This window comes from Nostoc flagelliforme FACHB-838 (assembly GCF_014698065.1).
GTDB lineage: Bacteria > Cyanobacteriota > Cyanobacteriia > Cyanobacteriales > Nostocaceae > Nostoc > Nostoc flagelliforme_B.
In genome coordinates this window covers 15,650-38,747 of sequence record NZ_JACJSI010000064.1, presented here as the reverse complement: position 1 = coordinate 38,747, position 23,098 = coordinate 15,650, and the positions used below count along the sequence as shown (strand labels likewise).

Sequence of the window (23,098 nt, the reverse complement as noted above, 5' to 3'; positions counted from 1 at the left end):
AAATCTTGATAATTCTAGATAACGCTAGTTACCATAAAAAGAAAACTATATTGGCAGAGATTGAAAAAAACTTACCAAATATTCAACTATATTTTCTGCCTGAGTATAGCCCAGATTTGAATTTAGCCGAACTTGTATGGCATTCGGCGAAAGAATACATATCTCATCGCCTATTTAAATCAGTAGAGGAACTGAAAAACTTATTAAATAGGTTGTTAAATCAGGGAGAGTTAATAATTAGATGGGGAAGAAAAATTAAAAATAAAGGTAATGCTGCTATTGCAAACTAAATGTGGAACAGCTTACTATCCGAGATATAGTAGAGACAGAACAAACTGAGCGCGATCGCTCCTTAGAAAGTACAATCCAAGTACTAGGTATAGGCTTTGGCGGTGGTGCGATCGCCTCTGGTATAATCGTCCAACGCATCGACAAAATCAACCCACCCCTAACCGTAATATCTCCCAACAACCTACCCCATCCCTTTTACGCATCTTCATTGTTGAGTGTTTTAGCTACATTGTTTTTTATTGGCATAGGTTGGCTGATAACTAAGTGCCAATATCATCCTAGAGATAAGAAATAAGTAGAGAAATGATAAAACTCTTGTAAAGACGGGATTATAGAAGTTTGCAGTTGATTATAATACAGCCTTCTCTACCTCTCCCTTTAGGCTACCGTGGCGTACACAAGTACTAAAAACCTCGATCGCTCAAGACAATTTAACCGTTTTTATACGCAGGCAAATATACTCTCTGCGTATTTTTTACGAAAAAAAGATTTATCCCAATGTATATTTCCGCATTATTTTGGGAATCATAAATCGAGGAAGCATGATAAACCGCAAAATATGACTTCCTGAAATATCACGTAACTTTTAAAGGATAATTATGTCTAAACGCAAGTTGCCCAAAGGCCGTAGTGTTAGTTCAGTTGCTCTAGAACCAGAAGTTGCGATCGCCATCCTTGGGTTGTTTTCCGCAGCTGCTGACGGTGAAGGTATTTCTTCAACAGAAGAATATGCTTTAAGTGAATTTCTTGGTCAAGTTGGCTTATTTGAAGATTACTCTGAAGAAGACTTTGAAGAATTGACCGAAAAAGTCGTCAGCTTGATTGAAGAAGAAGAACCAGAAGATTTAATCACCCAGTCCATCGAATCCTTACCTAATAGAGGTTATCGTGAAGCTGCATATATCACTGCTATCTTAGTAGTAGGGATTGATGAAGAAGTACCCGAACACGAACAAGACTATATCTCTGAGCTTCAAGAAGCCTTAAATATTTCAGACGAACGCGCACAAGAACTTATAGATGCAGTATTCGGAGAGGAAGAAGAAGAGGAAGAGGAGTAAATCTTTTTCAATTACAGGCTTAACCATGTAGCATCGTTAATTTGGGGTTGCTAATTTAGAGTATAAAATAATTTGGTTTGAGTTAAGTTGTTCAGATTCCCGACTTCATGAAGAAGTTGGGAATCTTGCACACTATCAGAATTAATCCGATCGAGTACTAATTAGAAATTGGTACATTTTTAAATGCGGCTGTATCTGGCACAAAAATGTCCAAGTTATTAACACCATCGGGAACTCTTAGCCAGATATAAGCATCTGCGGAGGCTTGTGGACGTACTTGAAACAAAGAAACGCTTCCTGTTGAGCGATTAAGAGCAACTCCTTTGTAGGTTACGCTAGTCTCAGGATTGCGGGCTGTTGTACTAGCAACCGATATAATATCGTTAGCAGCAACTCCGTCTGTGGCAAGGCGACGAATACGCATTTGCAGATTTACCACATCACGGTTTCCAGTTTCTGGATCTTTAATTCGCTTTACTGAAAGTAACTCAACTTCTGCCTTTTTGCCAAAAGCAGGCTGCACAAATTGACCAGGACTAATTGCTGAAGTTGTAGCAGTAGCTGGGGATGGTGAGATCGTTGCTTGTGGAGAAGTTGTAGCTGTAGAAGTTGGCATTTGAGTTGGAATGGTGCTGCCAACTGTATTACTAGCATTTAGTGTCTGCCGTAACGTGAAAAGTTCATAAGCTACATAGCCGCTACATCCCAAAGCCAAAGTAGAGAGTAATACAGCTACACCAGATAAAAATGTACTCACACCATTGCCTCGATTTCGTATTTCTGTATATGCAGGTTGATTTATGTTTCTATTTTGTAGTCCCATAAATTATGTTTGTGCGTAGGCGCAGCCCGTCGTAGACATCGCCCATGTATGAAACATGTGAACATCTTCCCTATACTAATTAAGTAACTTTACTGAGCCAATTCTTCTCTCTCCGGAAAGAAATTTTTGGCAAGGTCAAAATATCTATCTTTGGAATAAGGAAAATCGGTGAGACTTAAGACTTTTAATCAACCACTGGGTGTTTTGTTAATATTTTTGACTAGCCAGATAGGATTTAGTTCTATTGCAAAAGCACAAACCCAAGTCGCGCCAACAACCACTACAAAATCAATTTGCTCTACCCAACTGGGAACAGCTATAGATGCTGTAATCAATCGTCCCTTATTCAGTCGGGTGCGCTGGGGAATTTTGGTGCAACCTCTGTCAACGGGGCCAATTCTTTACAGTCGGGATGCTCAAAAATATTTTACTCCCGCATCTAACCTCAAATTGCTGACAACAGCAGCTGCATTGCAAGAATTGGGTGCTAATTTTCGGATTCGCACCTCTATTTATCAGAATGGTAATGGTGTTTTACGTATTGTCGGTAGGGGAGATCCCAGCTTAAATGAGACTCAACTGCAAACATTGGCACAGCAGCTAAAACAGAAAGGTATTACTCAAATTCAGCGATTGATAGCTGATGATAGTTATATTCAAGGAGATATTGTTAACCCAACCTGGCAATGGGAAGATGTGCAATCAGACTATGGCACACCAGTCAGCAGCTTTATTCTGAATCAAAATATTTTTAGCTTAAAACTTGTACCGCAAGCTGTAGGTCAACCTTTACAAGTAGTATGGATTGATCCTGGCGAAGCGAGACTGTGGCGAACAATTAATCAGTCAGTAACCGCTGCCCAAAATCAACCAACCTACGTTAACGTTACCCGCGAATTATCAGGAACAGCATTACGAATTCAAGGACAACTAACAACAAATTCTGAACCGTCTTTAATAGATTTGCCTGTAGTTGATCCTAATTATTACTTCTTACGGCGGTTCCGTTCTGCTTTGGCAGCAGAAAAAATTACCTTGGGACAAACATTAGTAGTAAATGATGGCGTTAATCAAGAAGAAATAGCATTTGTAGAGTCACCACCTTTAGCTGAGTTATTAGCAGAGACAAATCTAAATAGTAATAATCTTTATGCTGAGGCACTACTGAGAGCATTAGCTGTGAAAAAACCTAGACTGAAAACTCAAACTAGCGCTGATGTTGGTTTAGAAGTTGTCAAGGCGAGTTTAACTCAATTGGGAGTTGATCCAGCAAATTACATTTTAGTGGATGGTTCAGGTTTATCACGGCGTAACTTAGTGACACCAGAAGCTTTTGTACAAACTTTGCACGCAATAGCAAGAACACCAGCAGCATATTTATATCGTGCATCTTTACCCGTGGCAGGTAAAAGTGGAACTCTAAAAGGCCGCTTTCAAGGTACACCTGCTGAGGGCATTGTGCAAGCAAAAACAGGTACGTTAACGGGTGCAATTTCTTTATCTGGATATATGAATGCGCCTAAGTATGAACCGTTAGTTTTTAGTATTATCGTGAATCAATCGGAACAACCTGCAACAGTTGTGCGGCAGGCAATTGATGAAGTTGTTGTGTTGTTGACACAGTTGCAGCGTTGTTAATATTATTGCCACCAAATTAGAGTATCCTGGCGACTAGAAGTAGCGGCTATACACACTTATGTTGAACGGAGTCGAAATACAAAACCCACCTTTCCTGCGGAACGTCAAAGGCTAACGTGGGTTAGTAAACCTTTGATTTTGTATTAGTCCATAGAGGCGGACTTTGCTTGTGTAGTAGCGAATTCTATTCGCCCAATACGTTTAAAACTTGAAAAAAATATTCGACAAAATTTTATGTGGGTTATGAGTTATAGTCTTTATGCTTAACTCCTGACTTTTCACTTCTAAGTTTTTTCATGCCAGCCAAAATCTTACCACCGCCCCTAAAACCTGGAGACTTACTGCGAGTCATTGCCCCTAGTGGTGCTTTGCGAGAATTTGAGGCATTTGAACGGAGTATAGGAATTTGGCGATCACACGGCTACCAACTAAAAATCAGTCCTCAGATAGATGATAAATGGGGCTATCTAGCAGGCAAAGATGAAAAACGTCGTCAGCAATTAGCGGCAGCATGGCAAGATCCTGATTGTCGTGGTATTCTCTGTACGAGAGGCGGTTTTGGCAGCACCCGCATTTTAGAAGATTGGAGTTGGTCAAACTCAGCGCTTCCCAAGTGGCTCATAGGCTTTTCTGATATCACAGCTTTGTTATGGAGCCTTTATACAGAAGGAGTTTCTGGCGTTCATGGCCCTGTGCTGACGACTTTGGGAGATGAACCAGATTGGTCAATTGAACGATTATTTGATTTAGTGGAAGGTCGCCCTATCACCCCTCTCAAAGGTTGCGGTTGGGGTGGTGGAGTAGTTAGTGGCACTTTGTTAGTAGGTAATTTGACGGTGGCTACTCACCTTTTGGGTACACCAATCTTGCCACATCTAGATGGTGTAATTCTGGCGTTGGAAGATGTTACAGAAGCACCTTATCGCATTGATAGGATGCTGACACAGTGGCGTTTGAGTGGTGCATTGTCTAAAGTCTGCGGTATTGCTTTGGGTGGTTTTACTCGTTGTGAGGCGCCGCCAACTATATCTAGTTTTAGTGTAGAAGAAGTATTGCGCGATCGCTTAGGTGATTTAGGTATTCCTGTTGTCTCCGATTTGCCTTTTGGTCATGATAGTCCCAATGCAGCCTTACTAGTAGGTGTAGAGGTAACTTTAGATGGGGATGCGGGAATATTAGCGATCGCGCATCCACATTAAGTTAAAATCAGATTCGCTTCTGGTTAAACAGTCATAATCCACTCACAGAATAATGTTCTAAATGCTTTGGTAAATCCCAATTAATTTTCGGATCAGGCTGATGTTTTACTGGCTCAACATTTCCACGCCAAGCAGCCCCCATAATTTGCATAGTTTGGTAAATGATTGTATTCCAACCTTTTTCCTTTAAGTAATCTAAGCCTTGTGCTACATCAGGGGAAGTTAAATCATGAAACAAAATTAAAGCATCCGCCTCTACCAATGGTTCACAAATAATCGTATCATTGAGCGGAGCTGGTGCTTCATGATCGCCATCAATGAAAATTAACGACCACTTACGTTGTAATTGTTTAGCTAACTCCTCTACCTTCTGTGGGCTATAACCCGCTACCAAATTAACTGAGTCAATAACACCAGCAAGTCGTAAAGAAGTACTTACACTTTCATAAACATCTTCTCTGGCTAAAAAAGGATCAATTACATCTAATTCCACTCCACCTAATGCCAAATGGCAGGCAGACCAACCTCGCAAACAACCAATTTCTAAAGCTTTTTTTCCAGCAAATTTGAGTGCTGTATTATATAAAATATGTGTCTCATCTCGATTGAGGAACCCTATAAATGGCTCATCTCTATCCACATACCAGTTATGGGGAATCTCTCGACGTAAATAAGACCAATAACAATTATTGAGGTCTCCAATAATCATATTGGGGAAAGATGAATCAGGATGAACTATCTCAGATTCTGGTGAAATATAGTCCCAACTAGACAATGAGATATTTGTAACAACTTCATTAGTTTTTGTCATTATTTCTTTTTCTCAAAAGATTCATTATGTACTAGTTTTGTTAACTTTATCAATTAAATTACGTAATTAAAAATTAACATTAACATACTATGGTTCAATAGTTAATACTGAGATCAAGTCAGATATCTAAGCAAAGGGTGATCGTCCCTAATCTTGCCCTGCGGTAATTAGAGACATCTAGGCGCGGGTGGGAAAAAAGATGATGCCTACGGCGGTAAGCTACGCATGGTTATTGTGTAGTAGAAATAAGCGGTAGCATTGCTTTGGCAGTCTTTTACTAAATATGAATCATCGCCAAGCCGTACTAGATTTACTCTATAAAAGGAAAAAAGCTTCTCTGCATAATCTGTGGACTGCCATTTATAGATAGATTCAAAAATAGCTTATAATGCCTAAGTGATCTTCCTTACTAAAAATTTTTCATTGATTTACTTGTATGCCTAAAAAATATGTGCCTAACGCCTTCTTAAAGATTGAAGATTCACAGTTATATGCAATTTTCGCTTGGAGTCAGCGAACAGCAGAAATTGTTCCAGCCAAATCGTGGCTGATAATACTAGAAATATTTGTTCACGGACATTCATTAGAGAAAGCTTACCAAATATTTCAAAAAGTTCAATCAGCTTCCATAGCAGATAAAGTTATTCAGGAACTAGCTCAACATGAACAACTTATTCAAGATGCTATAGTTTTTTTAGCAGATGGTAGCCTGACAATTTTTGGTAAAGGATTTCGGAGTTTTATCGAAAAAGAAATGCAATTTGAACTTGGTTCCTTAAGTAGAGAAACTTACCAGGTCTTGCCACAATTATTTTCCCAATGCCAATTAAAAGATGATTTAGAATCTATTGAAAATATAGAAGATTTTCGTAAATTAGTAGAACATCTAGAAAATCTTGGTTTTTTATCTCCTGCGACAGGTTCAATAGATTGGGGTGACTTGAAAAAAGCAGTTCCCATTTGTCAAGCATTTGGATTGACAAGAGGTAAACCTGTCGATAGATACTATCTCAGCAAATTTCTTAAAGAAATTCAAACCCAAATCGGTGGCAATATCTTGGAAATAGGAGGAACACCAAAAGATAAAGATTTTTATCAAATTAATCCAGGCGCATCATATCAAATTCTCAACTTAGAAGCCGGGCCAGGAGTAGATATAGTTGGGGATGCTCATGATGTATCCGTTATCAAACCAGAATCTCTCGATTCAGTGATAATTTTTAACGTCTTAGAACACTGTTATGCTCCCTGGGTAGTGGTGGAAAACATTTACACTTGGCTAAAACCTGGTGGTAAATGTTTTGCAATGGTACCAAGTGCGATTAGAGTTCATGCGACTCCTGTTGATTATTGGCGACCTTTACCTGATGCTTTCGCCTGGATGTTTAGAAACTTCTCACAACAGAAGTTGTATGTTTATGGCAATCCTAGCACTGTAATAGCTAGTTATCATGGAATAGCCGTAGAAGAATTGACATCACAAGAACTAGACGCTTATCATCCAGATTACCCTGTTGCAACTTGTATTTTGGCTGAAAAGTAAATCTAAATGTGTGAGGAGAAATTCTTTATGAAAATTGCTCTTGTCGCTTGGGGTTATGTCCCTGAGCCTCCATTATCACATTCTGTTTTGACTGTGATAAATGAATCCAAAAGTTTTTTAGAGAAAATTGGACATCAAGTCGATATTTTAAACGATAAAGATGTTAATAAAGTTATAGAGCATATTAATAATAATTATGACTTTGTGCATTTACACGCCTACAGTTTTGTCAGCGATTTTAATCGAAAGTTTAAACAAAAGTATTGTTTTACCTGCCATGATGGTTATTTGTTTAAAACAAATAAATGGAATGAAGAATTTAGAGAAGCATTTCAACATTATTTTGCTGCACCTGGCATAATTGCCCTTTCTCATTTAACAAAAGATTTTCTTTTGAATTCAGGCTATTCTGGCTACATCTCAGTGCAAGTGAACGGTATTGATACTCAGAAAGTAAATTTCCAAGCTAAAGGTAATAATAAAGCTATTTGTTTAGGTTGGATTCAACCAAGAAAACAGCAGAAATTACTGGCAAAAATCATAGATGGAAAGATTGGAATAGATTTTGTTGGCCCTCTAGATGATCCTGATTTTGTTGAAGGAACAACGACAAAATATTTAGGTGTATGGAGCTTAGAACAAGTTTATTTTCGTCTCACAGATTAGAGCTGTTTAGTTTTAATTAGTGAAGGAGAAGTTGCACCACTCGTAGTATTAGAAGCAATGGCGGCAGGTTTATGTATAGTTATTTCCGAATCTGCTAGTGCCAATTTGCATCACAAAGAATTCATTAGAGTTTTGCCAGATAATATTTTAACTGATGCCACTCCAGAAGCTCAAAAAATTGTTAACGCTACAATTAGCGAGATGATTGACAAAAACCAATATTATCGCCCACAAATTTTAGAATATGTCCGAGATAATTTTGATTGTAAACGGACAATTTATAATTATAATGATATTATGCACGAATTTATAAGCTTACATAGTTAAGGAGTATTTTATCAGAATGTTCATAACTTTTTTGTGTTAAAAACAACTTAATGCTTTACTCATAAATAATTAAAAATCCTTCTTTTGTTAGTGGGATTTTTGTGTTAACAATACGATAATGATTTAACAATGGAAACTGTAGTTTTTGATTTCAATCATGAAGTATCAATTATCCTCTGCACTTACAATCGGGCAAAATATTTAAACAATTGCATTGATAGTGTTATTGCTCAAAGTTTTAAAGATTGGGAACTGATTATAGTTGATGACGGCAGCCAGGATAATACTTTTGAAATTGTCAATCCTTATATTCAACAATTTGAAAATATCCGCTATTTGAAACATCAAAACAGGAAGCTATGGTATGCTAAAAATACTGGTATTCAAGCATCTTTCGGCAAATACATAACATTCCTCGATAGTGATGATGCTTATAAAGCCAATCATCTGGATGCGCGAATTGAATATATGAAAGCTAATCCAGAAATTGATTTGATTGAAGGTGGATTCGCAGCCGAAGAAGAGATTTTGGTCGCAGATTATTTTCAACCAGGGAAAAAAATTAATCTCCGAGAATGTGTTTTAGGCCCAACATTTTTTGGCAAGAGACAGGTATTTTTTGAGGTAAAAGGGTTTAATGATATTGCTTATGGAGAGGATACAGACTTTTGGTATCGTGCGGCAAAAATCTTCAGAACTGAAAAAGTAACCGAACCCGAAACCTATATTTACACTAGAGCAGAAACTAGTATTACCAAAAGTGTTTTGGAAAATATTTCTTAATCTGATTAACTACCTGGTATGAAGATTATCCTTTTTCTATCCCAAATAAGCCATTATTTTCGCCGGGTTATTACTTCTGTTTGGCAGATGTTACTTGTAGGGATTCTCCTGAGTTCGTTTCTTATATTTTTATCTGGTTGTCAGGGAATAGGACAGAAGGATGATGGAGTAATCCATTTGACCCTATGGCAAGCAATTAATCCCCCCGCTAATCGGGATGTGTTTGAAAAACTGGTAGACAAATTTAATCAGACTCATCCTGATGTCCAGGTAGAATCTGTCTTTTTAGCTCAACCCCACTTGCCGAAAATATTAACAGCAGTTGTGGGTAATGTGCCTCCAGATATCCTGGCATTCTATCCGCAAATTACAGGTCAGTTGGCAGATTTAAGGGCAATTATACCTTTAGAAGATTGGTTGGACAAATTGCCACTAAAGTCAGAAATCAGTCCTAACTTACTTGAAGAATTGCAATTAGATGGTCATCTTTGGTCAGCCCCACTGTACACTAGCAATATAGGCATTTTTTATAGACCTAAGCTTTTTGAAGCTGCGGGAATTACGCAATTGCCTAAGACTTGGGAAGAATTAAGGCAAGTTGCCAAAAAATTGACCATAGATAGTAATGGCGACAACCGACCAGAACAGTACGGAATTGTACTGCCTTTAGGAAAGGGAGAATGGACTGTTTTTAGCTGGTTTCCTTTTTTATTGAGCGCTGGCGGAGAAGTACTAACAAATAATCGACCAGATTTAACAAATGCTGGAGCGCTGAAAGCCTTACAATTTTGGCAGCAGCTATTAAAAGATGGTTCAGCAACGCTTTCTTCTCCAGAACGGGGTTATGAAGAGGATGCTTTTATAGCGGGTCGCGTTGCTATGCAAATTACGGGACCTTGGACTTATATCACTAAATCTACAGTTGATTACGACGCATTTCCCATACCTGCAAATGTTGGTCAAGCTACGGTGACAGGTGGCGGAAATCTGTATGTGATGAAGACTACACCAGCGAGAGAGCAAGCCGCGCTCAAGTTTTTAGAGTATGTTTTGAGTGAAGAATTCCAAAAAGAATGGAGTATCGGCACTGGTTTTTTACCAGTTAATCTTAAAGCTGCTCAAAGTGAAGCTTATCAGCAATTCATGAACCAAAAACCTTGGTTAAAAGTGTTTATGGAACAAGCTCCTCTGGCTGGCGCTCGACCGATTATTGCTGGATATAGCCGTCTTTCTGACAGTCTTGGTCGAGCTATTGAGGCTACATTGTTGGGTGAGTCTCCTGAAAAAGCGCTCAAGACAGCACAAGAGCGTTTAGAAACTATTTGGGATAGCAATTAAAACTTCACGTTTTGCAGCTTCACTGATAGGATTTACGCGCATGATATTGCGCCGTAAGTAACGCTGCAAAAACTCTAAATAGTCAATTACGCCTGAATATTTTGGTAGTTGTAGCGATGCGCGTTCGTAACTACATCCTAGTTCCGCCAAGATGTCTGCTGGGGTATATGGTAATTCAAAATACTTACTAAATTTATAACTTTGACCGGGTTGGAGAAGGCGCGGGCGAGTCATAAACATTAAAATTAATGAAATATATCGACAAAAGTCAGGGAGAAACTTCAGTTTTGCGATGTAAATTTCTTTTTAATGTACACAAGCCAATTGCTGGTATAGCTCCTAAAATTACTGCTGTCAGTCCTTGCCCACTCCAATATAGTATGGGAGTTCGGTAGGTTTCTGGAATCAAATTTTGTATAAGAAAAAGCAACCAAACCAAAATAGTGATCAAGAAAAAAGACATTGAAGGTAGAAAATTCCACCACCAAATGTCTGCTGTATATCGCCTCAATACTAGCCATTGGCAAATACCTAGCCAAATACCAGAAATAATATATGCGATCGCAGACAAAAATCCGAAAATAAACGTTTCTTCAGGTGATGATGAGGCAATGGTCGAAATGTAGTTAATCCAGCCTGTAGAAACACCATTGGCAATCAGCCAACCGACAGTAGTAGCAAATAACCACTGCAAACCCGGTAAATATCGGTAAAGAACAAGGCTCTGGTCAGCGGCGAAAATCACAGCAAAAACAACGTTACTGAAACTTCTGACTAAAATACCCCATGCTTGCGGTTGGATAGCGACGCTAGGTGAGAGACTTTGAAGAATAATTTTCTCTAAGGCGATACTGGCAACACCACCGACAACCCATCCGATGAGGGTCATTAAGGTAAACTGAATAAAGAACCTCTGTCGCTGCGATCGCGGAATCAAAAACTTTCCTAGATTAGGCTCATTATTAGCAGATGCAAGATGTTCGGGACTGTTAGAGTCAGTTTGCATAAGAAGTTAGGGGAGTAGAGAGTGGATACAACACAAAAGAGTAACGAAATTCTTTTATATTCCACTTTCTTTGTTAATTCTTGTTTTATCCCATTCCCGACCCGATTTCCCTTTGGTGTAAAGAGATTAGGGCTTTTGCTGACAACTTGCTAATAAAGCGTAATCCCGGAATGATAAGCTAAACAGTGGCATAAAAATTGTGACTTAGGATGAAGTGATAAATGGGTGTTTATTCAACGACTCCTCATCTGTTAAGGGCTGCTCGTGGTGAAGTAGTAGATCGTCCTCCTGTATGGATGATGCGACAAGCGGGACGATATATGAAAGCATATCGAGATTTAAGAGATAAGTATCCTTCATTTCGTGATCGCTCCGAAATTCCAGAGGTAGCAATTGAAGTTTCCTTGCAACCGTGGAGAGCCTTCCAACCAGATGGAGTAATTTTATTTTCTGATATTGTCACCCCATTGCCTGGTTTGGGCATTGAGATGGATATCGCTGAAGGTAAAGGGCCAATCATTCAGTCGCCCCTCCGCACTCAAGAACAAATTGAGCTTCTGCGTCCTTTAGAACCAGAAGCAGCTCTGCCATTTATCAAAACGATTTTGCAAGCGCTACGTTCGGAAGTAAGCGATAAATCAACGGTGTTGGGCTTTGTGGGTGCGCCGTGGACGTTAGCAGCTTATGCCGTGGAAGGAAAAGGTTCTAAAACCTATTCCATCATCAAAAACATGGCATTCTCAGATCCGACGATATTGCATCAACTGTTAGCTAAATTAGCAGATGCGATCGCCATTTATGCCCGCTATCAAATTGACTGTGGTGCTCAAGTTGTGCAAATGTTCGATTCTTGGGCGGGTCAATTGAGTCCTCAAGATTATGACACCTTTGCTCTCCCCTATCAGCAGCGAGTTTTTCAGCAAGTCAAGCAAACCCACCCGGATACACCTTTGATTTTGTTAGTTAGCGGTAGTGCAGGTGTGTTGGAAAGAATGGCACAATCTGGCGCTGATATTGTCAGTGTAGATTGGGCAGTAGATATGGCAGACGCACGAGCCAGATTGGGTAAGCAAGTCAAAGTTCAAGGAAATCTTGACCCAGGCGTGCTATTCGGCTCTAAAGAGTTTATCCGCGATCGCATTCTCGATACCGTTCGCAAAGCTGGCAATTGGGGTCACATTCTTAATCTTGGTCACGGTGTCTTACCAGAAACTCCTGAAGAAAATGTCGCTTTCTTCTTTGAAACCGCAAAGGAACTGAATCTTGCAGGAGTTAAGGGTTAAGAGTGAGGAGTTATAAACTATAAAGTTATTAGTTGCGAGGTGCAAAGTTATCTTTTATTCTTAACTCCTCACTTGCAACTCCTAACTTTATTTTTAACTCCAATTTGGAACTTTTAACTTTATTCTTAACTCTTTAGTTTTAACTCCTAAATTTTGAAAAATTCTCTATGAGCCAGAAACGGATTTTAGTGACTGGTGCAAGTGGTTGTGTGGGTCATTATTTAACAGAAGCTTTAATTAAAGAAACAGATCACGAACTGTATCTACTAGTTAGGAACCCAAGCAAACTGCAAGTTGATACCAAGGCACGTTCAGGTATCAACGTTTTGCAAGGCGAGATGCAAAATATTCGCCAGTTTGCCGATTTACTATCCACAATTGATACAGCAGTACTCACAGCCACAGCTTGGGGTGGTGATGAGACATTTGATATTAATGTCGTCAAGACTATAGAGTTGCTCGAACTGCTAGATCCAGAACGTTGCCAACAGGTAATTTATTTTTCGACAGCTAGCGTTTTGGATCGTTACAATCAACCATTAAAAGAAGCAGGGGAAATTGGCACAGATTACATCCGTTCTAAATATGAGTGCTTAGAGAAAAAAGAAAAATTAGCGATCGCATCTAAAATTACCACAGTATTTCCTACTGTAGTGTTCGGCGGTGATGCGAATAAACCTTATTCTGCTGTCACATCTGGCATTCCAGAAGTTACAAAATATATTAATTTGATTCGCTTTCTAGAAGCAGATGGCAGTTTTCACTTTATCCACGGACGAGATATTGCCACTGTTGTGCGATATTTAATTGATCATCCTGTCAAAAATGATCAACTACGTCGGCTTGTTTTAGGTCAAGCGCCGTTAACTGCTAATCAAGCAGTGAAAGAGGTTTGTGCTTATTTGGGCAAAAAGATTTACTTTCGCATTCCCATATCTATAGCATTGGCTAATTTGATTATTATTTTGTTCCGTATTCAGATGGCCGCTTGGGATCGGTTTTGCATGAAATATCGGCATTTCACTTATGAAAAATTTATCAATCCTGATAGTTTCGGCTTACCAAATTATTGTGCAACTATGAGTGATGTTTTAAAAATTAGTGGCGTTAAACGTGCCGATAAATAGCCAGTAACTCTTTGTCTTGTTCTCAGTCAAACTGGGAATACCTAATGGGAGGGCTACCGCCTTTTGACTTGCGACAGCAGCCCAATCAGGTGCATTTCCAGGTATAAACTGGAAACGAGGTTTTAATAAAAAGTCAATAACTCTTTATTTTCGTTAGAGTGGGATAACAATCAAAGTGTGAGGATTGATACTACATGCGAATCTTGTTAGTGTATCCAATATTTCCTAAAACCTTTTGGTCTTATGAAAAAATCTTAGAGTTAGTCAATCGCAAGGTTTTATTACCACCTCTGGGTTTAGTAACAGTAGCAGCGATTCTGCCCCAAGAATGGGAATTCAAGCTGGTAGATCGCAACATCCGTGCAGCAACAGAAGAAGAATGGGCATGGGCAGATGTAGTAATCCTCTCTGCGATGATTGTCCAGAAACAAGATTTACTTGACCAAATTCAGGAAGCAAAAAAACGTGGCAAGTTAGTCGCAGTTGGCGGCCCCTACCCTACCTCTGTACCTCACGAAGTTGAAAATGTTGGCGCAGATTTTCTGATTCTGGATGAAGGAGAAATCACTCTCCCCATGTTTATTGAGGCAATTAAACGGGGAGACACATCTGGCACTTTCCGCGCCACAGAAAAACCTGATGTCACAAGCACACCAATACCCCGTTTTGATTTATTAGAATTGGATGCTTATGACATGATGTCAGTGCAGTTTTCGCGTGGGTGTCCTTTCCAATGCGAATTTTGTGACATTATTGTTCTTTACGGACGCAAACCACGCACCAAAACCCCAGCACAACTTTTAGCAGAGTTAGATTGCCTCTATGAATTGGGTTGGCGGCGGGGTGTATTCATGGTAGATGATAACTTTATTGGCAACAAACGAAATGTGAAATTGTTGCTCAAAGAGTTAAAAGTCTGGATGGCAGAACACAAATATCCTTTCCGATTTGACACTGAAGCTTCAATTGACTTGGCACAAGATGCAGAAATGTTGGAGTTGATGGTTGAGTGCGGTTTCTCGGCGGTGTTTTTGGGAATCGAAACACCGGATGAGGATAGCTTGCAAATGACCAAGAAGTTTCAAAATACTCGCAGTTCTTTAACTGAGGCAGTGGAAACCATTATCAAAGCCGGATTACGCCCAATGGCTGGGTTTATTATCGGGTTTGATGGCGAAAAAGCAGGCGCAGGCGATCGCATTGTCCGCTTTGCTGAACAAGCAGCAATTCCCTCAACTACCTTTGCCATGTTACAAGCGTTACCTAACACCGCGCTTTGGCATCGCCTGAAAAAAGAAGGACGCTTACGGGAAAATCAAGATGGGAACATCAACCAAACAACATTGATGAACTTCCTCCCCACCCGTCCTCTGGAAGAACTTGCACGAGAATATATTGAAGCATTTTGTGCTTTATACGACCCAGTACTGTACTTAGATCGCACCTATCGCTGTTTCTTGATGATGGGTTTACCTAGTTGGAAAGCGCCAGCGAAAATGCCAGAGTGGGTAGTTGTGAAAGCGTTGCTGATTGTAATTTGGCGACAAGGAATCAAACGCGAAACCCGTTGGAAATTTTGGCATCATTTGTTCAGTATTCTCAAGCGTAACCCTGGAGTTATTGAACATTACATCGCTGCTTGCGCCCACAACGAGCATTTTCTAGAGTATCGCCAAATTGTGCGCGATCAAATTGAAAGTCAGCTAGCTGAATATTTGGCACAAGGTGCAGAAACGCCTTATGTGCTAGTTAAGGAAAAAGCTGAAGCAGTAGTTAGTTAAAGCTAATAATGGGTAATAGTAAATAAATTACTTATTACCCGTTCTCAATTAAAAGTATATGAATGCAATATGGGGATTCAATACTTGTCGTTTAAGGGGAAAATGGGAAAGAAAAAACCTTTACCCTTTAACCTTTTCCTCAAACCCAATGCCAAGTTAAAAATGCAAAACCGAACAGTATTGTATGGGGATTCCCATACAACTAAAACACAGAAAAAATAATCAACCACAGATGAACGAAGTAGGGGCACACAGATGTGAACCCCTACTTGAAATGAAAATCGTAATATGTAAATTGAAATTACTTTACAACCATGCGCTTAAAATAGTACTCTCCTAACTTGATTAGCAGGGGGAGAAGTGGTGTAACTACAGAAAGCAAGTATTGACGGAAGGTTGTAACATCAAAGGGCCACACAGGAAATTCATTAGTCAATGTGTAGATAGAACGTAACTCTTGAAGTTTAACAGCTTCTTTCTTCAAAGTTCTTCCATCGCTACTCAAGCTTGTGTGAATACGCTTGTAATCTATTTGAAACTGCTTTGCAATTTCGCTTAGTAATTCTTCTTTAGCTTTTTTCATGCCTTTGCGGGCGGTAAGGAGAGGGCCAAAAAAGCCTACTAACGATATGGGAATATAAAGTACAATTACGAAATTAAAATACCAGTACTCCTGCGCTATTCCTTGACTAATAAATTGATACTTACTCAGCGTTATCATCGTACCAAATATAGCCGCTAGGTAAGCTGTATTCAGTGAATATCGGCTCAACGGACTCAACCCGCCACAGCGATCGGGATGGAGTGGATTAATTTTAAGTTGCTTATTATCCTTACCTAAAAGTTCATGCAGTAACCAAACATTAGTTGTTAGGTTCAACACCAATATAGTTGCTGCGTAAAATATTGCAACAGCGTTAATTGCACCCGTCAGAGCAGGAATTCCTCCATCAGATCCTGTCCAATTGTAAACATCTTGCTGTACGGAGAAATACCAGATTCCAAAAGCGATCGCTGTTCCTAACGCTAAAAACTGTCGCCACGACTTTTGATAGGGTAATAATACCAAGTTAATTTCTGCTTCTGAAGTCTCAACAATATCTGATTTTTCCAGGTACTCAATTAACCGATAAATTGCCTTAAATGACCACAGGTAGTAGCCAAAGATCACTGGGTTGAGTAAGCAGATCCACACCCAGGCAAACCAATCCTGTAGCAATCCTAAGTGTTTTTCATGCAATATCAACGTCTTAGTTACTGTAGCAGCAATCAAATAAAAACCAGATGTAATGACGATCAATAGTATTCCTAAACTGACAGGTGCTAATTTGCATTTGTCAATTAACCAACGAGCTATAGGATCAGCGCGATAAAAATCTTGCTCTTGCATACTGTTTCTGAAAACTAATATGCTATCCTCTTTTTTCTAATTTTTCTTCGAAATTATACTTATGTTTCTTTATGTCTACTTATATTAGCTATTTTGCTTTTCCAATCCCAGTTATTTGAAAAATTAACTCTGCTGCTTTACTAATTAACGAAGTGTTAATCTCAAGTTGATAATTCCCCTGTTTTAAAACCTCCATCACAACCTTACTGAAATCTGCATTACCTTTCCTTGCACCCAAACCATTAATTGCACATTCGATTTGCCTCACGCCACAACTTAAAGCAATGAGTGAATTATCTACTGCCATACCTAAATCATCATGACAGTGGGCTGAAACGACAGCTTGATCAATATTTAGTACTCGATTAAAAATCATTTGCAGAAGTTGCGAAAACTCTTCTGGTGAAGCCAAACCTAAGCTATCAGGAATACTAACAGTAGTAGCACCACTATTGATTGCAGTTTCAATAGATTTACACAAAAAATCTGGCTCACTTCTGGGAGCGTCAAAAGCACTCCATTCTACATCATCACAGTAGTTGCGTGCTAGAGAAACACTATCTTTGATTGTTGCTAATACTTCTTGTTTGCTTAATTTAGATTGATTTTTAAGATTTATCGGAGTATAAGTGTGAATTCTACCTCTGATTGCTGGTTTAATTGCTTCAGCCAGAGTGATTATTTCATTGGGATTAGAACTAGCTAGCCCACAAATAGTAGAATTTTTAATTATTTTAGAAATATGAAGAACTTCATCAAAATCTTTTTGAGAACTTGCTGGATAACCAACTTCAATAATATCTATTCCCATTTCTTCGAGTAATTGGGAAATAGCGATTTTTTGTTGCAAATTCATCTTTACACCAGGCATTAATTCTCCTTCACGCATGGTAGTATCAAAAATAATTACTTTATGATGATTTTTTGACATACTGGCTAGAGATAGCGATCGCTCACATCTAATATAATATTAGGGAATATCCTCACTTAAAAAAACTGTTTCTAAATCCCGATAACCACTAACAATACGTACAACTTCCACACCGCCATCAACGGGACGATAAAATATTAAGTAATCTTCTACTGGAAAACTTCGTAAATCACTGGCAAAATTATTGAAACTTTGCCCCATATTAGGAAAATCAGCCAACAGTTTACACTGCTGTTTAATTTTTTCATTGAGTCTTCGAGCTACATCAGGATTGTAGCGCATAATATAGCGATTAATCTCTTTGAGGTCTTGCTTGGCTGGGATTGTTAAAACATACCGACTCATTATTTAGCGGCCTCTGCTTGTTGCATTTGAGCTTCAGCACGTCGGATATCTTCTTCAATTTCTGCAAATACCTCTTCACCATCAACTACTTCACCACGTTCTGAGGCTTCAAGACCTTCTTGGATTTTAGCTTTCAATTCTGCTAGACGTTGTTCTTGAGAGCGATCGCGTTCATCTAGCAATCTCAATGCTTCACCCATCACCTCACTCACTGAGTGGTATCGACCACTATTAACCTTATCCTTAACTAACTGCTCCAATTCTGGGGTCAAAGATACATTCACAACTATTACCTCATTCCATTTACTTTATATAGTAACTAAAAGCAATTGGAGCAAGGCTAAAATAATTTGTAATTGATAATACCAGACGATTATTACTAATGACAAATGACAAATTAGTTAATTCGCCGCTGTTTGTGCTTCTTGATAAATTATTTCCTGAAACTGAATCATATCTTTTTGTGGATCGGCGTGGCTAACTTTTACCACTATCTGTTCGCCCAGGTTCACAGAACGTTTGAAAACCATTGGTAATTGCAAGCCCAAATCTTCTAACAAAATTAGCGCTAAGTTGCTGTCTTCCCGCAGCCACATCAACACTGTCACATCCCAAGTTTCCTCTGGGTGACGGCGTAAATACTCTAGAGCATAATATCTATTAGTTTGCCGTTCCACCATCGTCAACTCTTGGGTGATGCTGGTGACATTCATCATCACTTCTTTAAGTTGTTCTGCGGAAAATGGCAGAACTTCACCCCGCAAATGGGCTTTAAGTTGAAAATGTGTAAGCAAGTCACTGTAGCGGCGGATGGGAGAGGTTGCTTGGGTGTAAGTATCCAAACCCAAACCAGCATGACGCAAAGGAGTAATGCTCATCTCACTTTTGGGCATACAACGACGCATGGCGCAAGCGCGAACGAAACCAGCCGGAAGTTGAAGTAACTCTTCTTCTGGGGGTAATTCCGGTTGTGGCTGACCACGAAAGGGCAAAGGTATGTTATGAGCCTTACCATAACGAGCCGCAACTTCACCGGCAAGAATCATCATTTCTGCCACCACTTGCCGCGATGGGGAATCGTCCAAAATGTCAATGTTGATCTCATCACCTTTGACTTTGATCATCGCTTCCGGCATAGTGATGCTAATTGCCCCTTGAGCGTAACGCCAAGCTTTCCGCCGTTGTGACCAACTGGCGATCGCTGCAATTTCTGGTTCTGCTTGTACCCGTAATTGCAACATTTCATCTACATCTTCGTAGGTGAGGCGATAAGTCGGCTTAATCAAGCTGGTATGAATACTGTAATCTTCTACTACCCCACTTGTACCTAAAATGACCCCGAAACTGAGGGCGTAACAAACTTTTCCCTGTATCAGACTCATTGGCCCAGTTGCCAATACTTCTGGAAACATGGGAATCATCCCTGTAGGTAAATATACTGTACTACCCCGCTTTCTGGCTTCCAAATCTAATTCATCTTCCGGCACTAACCATCGAGTGGGATCGGCGATATGCGCCCACACTCGTTCCCGCCCATCGGGGAGTACTTCCCAACTCAAACCATCGTCGATCTCTGTGGTAGTTTCATCGTCAATGGTGTAGACCTTCAGGTGAGTCAGATCCAGGCGGTTTGTATCTGAGTCAATCGGCGGGAAATCCAAACGCTGTTGCGCCACTTCTAATACCTTATGAGGAAATTGAATCGGAATTGAAGAACGCCGCAGGAACAGGTTTTCATAAGGACTCCAGTAACCCAAATCCACCAACAGTTGAAAGGCTCCTTGGGGTGTTGTAGGCCGCCCCAACATGGTCATTGTTTCTAATACGGGAGCGCTTGGCGGATAAGCGCGAGCCAAGGAGTCATAATTAACTCCCGTCCGTACCGTGTCAGCAAGCAGCGCTGCGTATTTTTCCAGTCCTTCTAGGCGTTGCCGATCGTGACGTCCCCACTCTACTGCTTCACCTTTGAGTGCTTGCTCTACACGAGTTAAAAATTCCTGCTGTCCCTTAGCTTTTAGTGCCTCTACTTCTAGTTGGTGCTTGCGTTCTGCCACTTGAGCAGCAGTTCTCGGCTCGTAAGCGTCTCCTTTTTGCTTGAAATAGAGTTTATCGTCTGATAACAAGCAATAGGCGGCATAACAAGGAGGCGCGGTTGATTCCGAAAATAGCAGATTTGCCATTTGGTCTGGAGTGACTGTTTCCCCATCTTCAACCAGTAATTCCCAAGCTACTTCCAAGCTGGATGGGTCTAAATAAGGCTTGATCTGCTCCAAAAAGCTGGCAATTTCGGAGGTCTTATAAGTCTGTCCAGTAACTGTATAGGTTATTTGTTTAGGCGCGAGGCTGTGGGATTGACCACGTTCGTCTACCACAAACCAGCGGGTTTTACCATCTGGACGTTCTACGATGCCCAGACGGCGATCGCCTTGAACCCTAAATTCAACTAGCGTCCCCTTCTCCACAACTCTCGCACTTTAATTTTTGGTGAACAGTTTAAATAGTTTGAAGTTAGGAGTTAGGAGTTAGGAGTTTTGATTCTTAACTCCTGTACAGACGCGATTAATCACGTCTCTCCTGTACAGACGCGATTAATCGCGTCTCTCCTCTTTTTAGCCTTCCGCATTGATAAATGGCAACAAAGCCACAATCCGCGAACGCTTAATTGCTAATGTCAACTCTCGCTGTTGCTGAGATGTTAGCCCTGTAATCCGACGTGGCAGTATTTTACCCCGCTCGGTGACAAACTTACGCAGTAAATCAACATCTTTATAATCGATTGGTTCTCCTGGCTTGATCGGAGAAAGGCGACGACGGAAATAACTCATCTCTACTTAATTTCCTTGTGAACAGTATGTTTATTGCAGTGGGTGCAGAACTTTTTCAGTTCTAGCCTGTTGGTGGTGTTGCGGCGATTCTTGGTACTGGTATAACGGTTAACACCAGCAGAACGCTTATCTGAATTTGTCCGGCACTCAGTACACTCTAGTGTGATAATAATGCGGGCACCTTTACTCTTAGCCATAATCTTACAAACAGTGAAGCCTGAAGAGAATTAACACAAATGACTATCTTCTCACATTCCGCCGCATATTATCAACTAATCTTTTGATTTTTATGTCGAGCGAGTAGCCACGACGCGACGAAACGATAAAAGTTCCACAATAGCGATCGTGTAAAGCCTGCCGCATCTGGGTATCAGAGAAAGCAGTTCCACAATCAATAGCTAGGGGAAATACTAGCAGTATAGCAGTGGGATTGGCTCTAATATTGCTCAGGGCAATTGACACTAAAAGGGCACCCAAGCCGATAATCGCCTCTCGCTTCACCAGTGAGAGCAAATCTGGAATTCTGCCTATTACTTCTCCGTCTTCGACTTCCAACACCTTTAAATCGAATGCCCAACGCCCCAAACTTTGCCCTTGATTGTTGTATACCACCAGCACCCGTAAAATTAGCCAAAATATGACAAAAACTAGGATTTGCACAAATTGAATCCCGATATCGCCGCTTCCCAGTAGGGAACTGACTAACCAGACACCAAGGAAATCAAGCCCCAATGCCATGCCTCGCCGCCCAATTTCAGCCTTGGGATAGTGTTTTTGAGGAAGTCGTTCGATAGTCATACAAAACAGGTATTTTTATTTAGGGGTTGGGAAATAACGATCGCTCCTGTTTTTAATATTAAGGTGATGACTTAGCTATTTGCTGCGCTGCAAATAAACAAGAACCAGCTAATAGAAATTTGTGCAACTGCCAACTGTACGACTCAACCCGGATTTCTCACCACACCTCGAATGAAGGAGTAATGAGTAAGGAGTTATGAGTTATAAGTTAAAAATTTTACTTATTACCCATTACTTATTACTTATCATCAAACGCAAAGGAGCTTGTGATAAATGCGGGTCAAGAATAGGATTAAGCGATAAGGGCTGGAGCCGCTCACTAATAAATTATCTCCAGATTTTTTACATTACTTAACTTATTTTGATTTATTCTCGCCTACTTACTTACAGATGTATTGTATTGTTGTAGAAACTTAATTTTAATTAATTTGGAAGTTGTACCTATGACACATCTGTTTACTAAAACAGTTATTAGTCTGGTGGCGACTACTGGCTTAGTGTTAGCGATCGCCATAACCGATCATGGTATAGCTCATGCTGCTGAGTTTAACTTTAACTGGAAAGGAGACACAGGTTATTCAGCTCAAGGTTCATTTAACTACGATACAACAACTGCTGCAAATGTCATTTCTGAAGCAGGTTTGGGAGCTACGAAGAACTTACAATCTCTCACAATTTCCTTCTTTGATCCCTTGAGTAATCTCATAAATAGTTTCACTCCAGTACTTAGTGGTGTATCTAACTACAGTTATTTGAGATTCAACTTTGATAGCACTAAAGAGCAAATTTTTGGCCCCTTTGATGTTGGCAAGGATGATGAGCTTCCTGGCGACACATGGCTTAATAATAATCTCGCACTCATAAATGAAGGTTTTAGTGATGAGGTTCTAACTAAAGAATTTGGTTTTAACAGTAGAAATGCCGCAGGCACAAAGCAAATACTAGATTTAAGCAACAATTCGGTTCAGGTATCCAAAGTCTCCGAAGGAAGCATCATTATAGGTTTACTAACATTGTCTAGTTTGGGATTTACTCTCAAGCAAAAAAAAGCTAGTACCGCTTTGCGAAATTCGTAATTACTGTATCTGCTCTGTTGATTGAGTCATCAGTGTTACTTTACAAGCATAAAAGA

26 protein-coding genes are annotated in these 23,098 nt (G+C 39.9%); 14 read left to right on the top strand and 12 right to left on the bottom strand.

Going from position 1 to position 23,098, the window contains the following annotated elements; translation table 11 throughout:
• From H6G97_RS24650 to H6G97_RS24640, 3 genes are all read left to right on the top strand, one after another.
• A partial coding sequence (locus H6G97_RS24650; RefSeq protein WP_190943137.1) for a transposase occupies positions 1-290 on the top strand: 290 nt, incomplete at its 5' end.
• Between the two features lie 2 nt (positions 291-292).
• Positions 293-586 carry a hypothetical protein gene (locus tag H6G97_RS24645; protein ID WP_242055192.1) on the top strand — a complete coding sequence of 98 codons (294 nt, stop codon included), beginning with the start codon at positions 293-295 and terminating at the stop codon, positions 584-586.
• A 304-nt stretch (positions 587-890) separates the two neighbouring features.
• Positions 891-1,352, top strand: coding sequence for a tellurite resistance TerB family protein (locus H6G97_RS24640; protein ID WP_190943257.1), 462 nt, complete (start codon positions 891-893; stop codon positions 1,350-1,352).
• Positions 1,353-1,509: 157 nt separating this feature from the next.
• On the opposite strand, the gene H6G97_RS24635 is transcribed toward H6G97_RS24640, so the two are convergent.
• Positions 1,510-2,109: a hypothetical protein gene (locus H6G97_RS24635; protein WP_190943259.1), complete on the bottom strand. Its 600-nt coding sequence runs from the start codon at positions 2,107-2,109 to the stop codon at positions 1,510-1,512.
• A gap of 234 nt (positions 2,110-2,343) precedes the next feature.
• On the opposite strand from H6G97_RS24635, the gene dacB reads away from it, so the two are divergent.
• Both dacB and H6G97_RS24625 read left to right on the top strand, forming a co-directional pair.
• The gene (dacB, locus tag H6G97_RS24630) at positions 2,344-3,813 is read left to right on the top strand and encodes a D-alanyl-D-alanine carboxypeptidase/D-alanyl-D-alanine endopeptidase (protein WP_338421838.1); all 1,470 of its coding nucleotides are present in this window, start codon (positions 2,344-2,346) and stop codon (positions 3,811-3,813) included.
• A gap of 296 nt (positions 3,814-4,109) precedes the next feature.
• Entirely contained in the window at positions 4,110-5,012 is a 903-nt protein-coding gene (locus tag H6G97_RS24625) for a S66 peptidase family protein (RefSeq protein WP_190943256.1), read from the top strand.
• Positions 5,013-5,043: 31 nt separating this feature from the next.
• Here H6G97_RS24625 and H6G97_RS24620 read toward each other — a convergent pair whose 3' ends face one another.
• Positions 5,044-5,823, bottom strand: a complete 780-nt coding sequence (locus H6G97_RS24620; RefSeq protein WP_190943255.1) for a class I SAM-dependent methyltransferase — start codon at positions 5,821-5,823, stop codon at positions 5,044-5,046.
• Between the two features lie 436 nt (positions 5,824-6,259).
• On the opposite strand from H6G97_RS24620, the gene H6G97_RS24615 reads away from it, so the two are divergent.
• The 5 genes from H6G97_RS24615 to H6G97_RS24595 all read left to right on the top strand — a co-directional run bounded on the left by H6G97_RS24615 (position 6,260) and on the right by H6G97_RS24595 (position 10,480).
• Positions 6,260-7,366 (top strand): class I SAM-dependent methyltransferase, encoded by a 1,107-nt coding sequence (locus tag H6G97_RS24615; RefSeq protein ID WP_190943254.1) that lies wholly within the window; start codon positions 6,260-6,262, stop codon positions 7,364-7,366.
• A gap of 27 nt (positions 7,367-7,393) precedes the next feature.
• The gene (locus H6G97_RS24610; RefSeq protein WP_190943253.1) at positions 7,394-8,032 is read left to right on the top strand and encodes a glycosyltransferase; all 639 of its coding nucleotides are present in this window, start codon (positions 7,394-7,396) and stop codon (positions 8,030-8,032) included.
• A gap of 57 nt (positions 8,033-8,089) precedes the next feature.
• Complete coding sequence (locus tag H6G97_RS24605) at positions 8,090-8,359, top strand: hypothetical protein (protein WP_190943252.1); 270 nt, start codon at positions 8,090-8,092, stop codon at positions 8,357-8,359.
• A gap of 129 nt (positions 8,360-8,488) precedes the next feature.
• The gene (locus H6G97_RS24600; protein WP_190943251.1) at positions 8,489-9,142 is read left to right on the top strand and encodes a glycosyltransferase family 2 protein; all 654 of its coding nucleotides are present in this window, start codon (positions 8,489-8,491) and stop codon (positions 9,140-9,142) included.
• An 18-nt stretch (positions 9,143-9,160) separates the two neighbouring features.
• Positions 9,161-10,480 carry an ABC transporter substrate-binding protein gene (locus H6G97_RS24595; protein ID WP_190943250.1) on the top strand — a complete coding sequence of 440 codons (1,320 nt, stop codon included), beginning with the start codon at positions 9,161-9,163 and terminating at the stop codon, positions 10,478-10,480.
• Here H6G97_RS24595 and H6G97_RS24590 read toward each other — a convergent pair.
• The gene (locus tag H6G97_RS24590) at positions 10,454-10,714 is read right to left on the bottom strand and encodes a hypothetical protein (RefSeq protein ID WP_190943249.1); all 261 of its coding nucleotides are present in this window, start codon (positions 10,712-10,714) and stop codon (positions 10,454-10,456) included. The genes H6G97_RS24595 and H6G97_RS24590 overlap by 27 nt on opposite strands.
• 34 nt (positions 10,715-10,748) lie before the next feature.
• On the bottom strand, positions 10,749-11,486 hold the full coding sequence (locus tag H6G97_RS24585; RefSeq protein ID WP_190943248.1) for a hypothetical protein: 738 nt from the start codon (positions 11,484-11,486) through the stop codon (positions 10,749-10,751).
• Between the two features lie 221 nt (positions 11,487-11,707).
• On the opposite strand from H6G97_RS24585, the gene hemE reads away from it, so the two are divergent.
• The 3 genes from hemE to H6G97_RS24570 all read left to right on the top strand — a co-directional run bounded on the left by hemE (position 11,708) and on the right by H6G97_RS24570 (position 15,677).
• Entirely contained in the window at positions 11,708-12,769 is a 1,062-nt protein-coding gene (hemE, locus tag H6G97_RS24580; protein ID WP_190943247.1) for a uroporphyrinogen decarboxylase, read from the top strand.
• Between the two features lie 167 nt (positions 12,770-12,936).
• Positions 12,937-13,896: an NAD-dependent epimerase/dehydratase family protein gene (locus H6G97_RS24575; protein WP_190943246.1), complete on the top strand. Its 960-nt coding sequence runs from the start codon at positions 12,937-12,939 to the stop codon at positions 13,894-13,896.
• Positions 13,897-14,090: 194 nt separating this feature from the next.
• Positions 14,091-15,677, top strand: a complete 1,587-nt coding sequence (locus H6G97_RS24570; protein ID WP_190943245.1) for a B12-binding domain-containing radical SAM protein — start codon at positions 14,091-14,093, stop codon at positions 15,675-15,677.
• A gap of 301 nt (positions 15,678-15,978) precedes the next feature.
• On the opposite strand, the gene H6G97_RS24565 is transcribed toward H6G97_RS24570, so the two are convergent.
• The 8 genes from H6G97_RS24565 to H6G97_RS24530 all read right to left on the bottom strand — a co-directional run bounded on the left by H6G97_RS24565 (position 15,979) and on the right by H6G97_RS24530 (position 21,966).
• Positions 15,979-17,067 (bottom strand): hypothetical protein, encoded by a 1,089-nt coding sequence (locus H6G97_RS24565; RefSeq protein ID WP_190943244.1) that lies wholly within the window; start codon positions 17,065-17,067, stop codon positions 15,979-15,981.
• A gap of 88 nt (positions 17,068-17,155) precedes the next feature.
• Positions 17,156-17,998, bottom strand: coding sequence for a beta/alpha barrel domain-containing protein (locus H6G97_RS24560; protein ID WP_190943243.1), 843 nt, complete (start codon positions 17,996-17,998; stop codon positions 17,156-17,158).
• A gap of 39 nt (positions 17,999-18,037) precedes the next feature.
• Positions 18,038-18,343: a type II toxin-antitoxin system RelE/ParE family toxin gene (locus H6G97_RS24555; protein WP_190943242.1), complete on the bottom strand. Its 306-nt coding sequence runs from the start codon at positions 18,341-18,343 to the stop codon at positions 18,038-18,040.
• The gene (locus H6G97_RS24550) at positions 18,343-18,627 is read right to left on the bottom strand and encodes a type II toxin-antitoxin system ParD family antitoxin (RefSeq protein ID WP_190943241.1); all 285 of its coding nucleotides are present in this window, start codon (positions 18,625-18,627) and stop codon (positions 18,343-18,345) included. The genes H6G97_RS24555 and H6G97_RS24550 overlap by 1 nt, the downstream gene beginning before the upstream one ends.
• Positions 18,628-18,744: 117 nt before the next feature.
• Positions 18,745-20,805: an RNB domain-containing ribonuclease gene (locus H6G97_RS24545; protein WP_190943240.1), complete on the bottom strand. Its 2,061-nt coding sequence runs from the start codon at positions 20,803-20,805 to the stop codon at positions 18,745-18,747.
• 147 nt (positions 20,806-20,952) lie between these two features.
• Positions 20,953-21,168, bottom strand: coding sequence for a 30S ribosomal protein S18 (gene rpsR, locus H6G97_RS24540; protein WP_012411240.1), 216 nt, complete (start codon positions 21,166-21,168; stop codon positions 20,953-20,955).
• Positions 21,169-21,170: 2 nt separating this feature from the next.
• Positions 21,171-21,365: a 50S ribosomal protein L33 gene (gene rpmG / locus H6G97_RS24535; protein WP_094351774.1), complete on the bottom strand. Its 195-nt coding sequence runs from the start codon at positions 21,363-21,365 to the stop codon at positions 21,171-21,173.
• Positions 21,366-21,408: 43 nt separating this feature from the next.
• Positions 21,409-21,966 (bottom strand): RDD family protein, encoded by a 558-nt coding sequence (locus H6G97_RS24530; RefSeq protein ID WP_190943239.1) that lies wholly within the window; start codon positions 21,964-21,966, stop codon positions 21,409-21,411.
• Positions 21,967-22,409: 443 nt separating this feature from the next.
• Here H6G97_RS24530 and H6G97_RS24525 point away from each other — a divergent pair, with 443 nt between their 5' ends.
• Positions 22,410-23,042 carry a hypothetical protein gene (locus H6G97_RS24525; protein ID WP_190943238.1) on the top strand — a complete coding sequence of 211 codons (633 nt, stop codon included), beginning with the start codon at positions 22,410-22,412 and terminating at the stop codon, positions 23,040-23,042.
• Positions 23,043-23,098: the final 56 nt, after the last annotated feature.

Excerpts from the sequence above, each read along its gene's own strand:
- H6G97_RS24640 (WP_190943257.1), top strand. The coding sequence starts at position 891 with ATGTCTAAACGCAAGTTGCCCAAAGGCCGTAGTGTTAGTTCAGTTGCT.
- H6G97_RS24625 (WP_190943256.1), top strand. The coding sequence starts at position 4,110 with ATGCCAGCCAAAATCTTACCACCGCCCCTAAAACCTGGAGACTTACTG.
- H6G97_RS24620 (WP_190943255.1), bottom strand. The coding sequence starts at position 5,823 with ATGACAAAAACTAATGAAGTTGTTACAAATATCTCATTGTCTAGTTGG.
- H6G97_RS24615 (WP_190943254.1), top strand. The coding sequence starts at position 6,260 with ATGCCTAAAAAATATGTGCCTAACGCCTTCTTAAAGATTGAAGATTCA.
- H6G97_RS24610 (WP_190943253.1), top strand. The coding sequence starts at position 7,394 with ATGAAAATTGCTCTTGTCGCTTGGGGTTATGTCCCTGAGCCTCCATTA.
- H6G97_RS24605 (WP_190943252.1), top strand. The coding sequence starts at position 8,090 with ATGGCGGCAGGTTTATGTATAGTTATTTCCGAATCTGCTAGTGCCAAT.
- H6G97_RS24600 (WP_190943251.1), top strand. The coding sequence starts at position 8,489 with ATGGAAACTGTAGTTTTTGATTTCAATCATGAAGTATCAATTATCCTC.
- H6G97_RS24595 (WP_190943250.1), top strand. The coding sequence starts at position 9,161 with ATGAAGATTATCCTTTTTCTATCCCAAATAAGCCATTATTTTCGCCGG.
- H6G97_RS24590 (WP_190943249.1), bottom strand. The coding sequence starts at position 10,714 with ATGACTCGCCCGCGCCTTCTCCAACCCGGTCAAAGTTATAAATTTAGT.
- H6G97_RS24585 (WP_190943248.1), bottom strand. The coding sequence starts at position 11,486 with ATGCAAACTGACTCTAACAGTCCCGAACATCTTGCATCTGCTAATAAT.
- hemE (WP_190943247.1), top strand. The coding sequence starts at position 11,708 with ATGGGTGTTTATTCAACGACTCCTCATCTGTTAAGGGCTGCTCGTGGT.
- H6G97_RS24575 (WP_190943246.1), top strand. The coding sequence starts at position 12,937 with ATGAGCCAGAAACGGATTTTAGTGACTGGTGCAAGTGGTTGTGTGGGT.
- H6G97_RS24570 (WP_190943245.1), top strand. The coding sequence starts at position 14,091 with ATGCGAATCTTGTTAGTGTATCCAATATTTCCTAAAACCTTTTGGTCT.
- H6G97_RS24565 (WP_190943244.1), bottom strand. The coding sequence starts at position 17,067 with ATGCAAGAGCAAGATTTTTATCGCGCTGATCCTATAGCTCGTTGGTTA.
- H6G97_RS24560 (WP_190943243.1), bottom strand. The coding sequence starts at position 17,998 with ATGTCAAAAAATCATCATAAAGTAATTATTTTTGATACTACCATGCGT.
- H6G97_RS24555 (WP_190943242.1), bottom strand. The coding sequence starts at position 18,343 with ATGAGTCGGTATGTTTTAACAATCCCAGCCAAGCAAGACCTCAAAGAG.
- rpsR (WP_012411240.1), bottom strand. The coding sequence starts at position 21,168 with ATGAGTTATTTCCGTCGTCGCCTTTCTCCGATCAAGCCAGGAGAACCA.
- rpmG (WP_094351774.1), bottom strand. The coding sequence starts at position 21,365 with ATGGCTAAGAGTAAAGGTGCCCGCATTATTATCACACTAGAGTGTACT.
- H6G97_RS24530 (WP_190943239.1), bottom strand. The coding sequence starts at position 21,966 with ATGACTATCGAACGACTTCCTCAAAAACACTATCCCAAGGCTGAAATT.
- H6G97_RS24525 (WP_190943238.1), top strand. The coding sequence starts at position 22,410 with ATGACACATCTGTTTACTAAAACAGTTATTAGTCTGGTGGCGACTACT.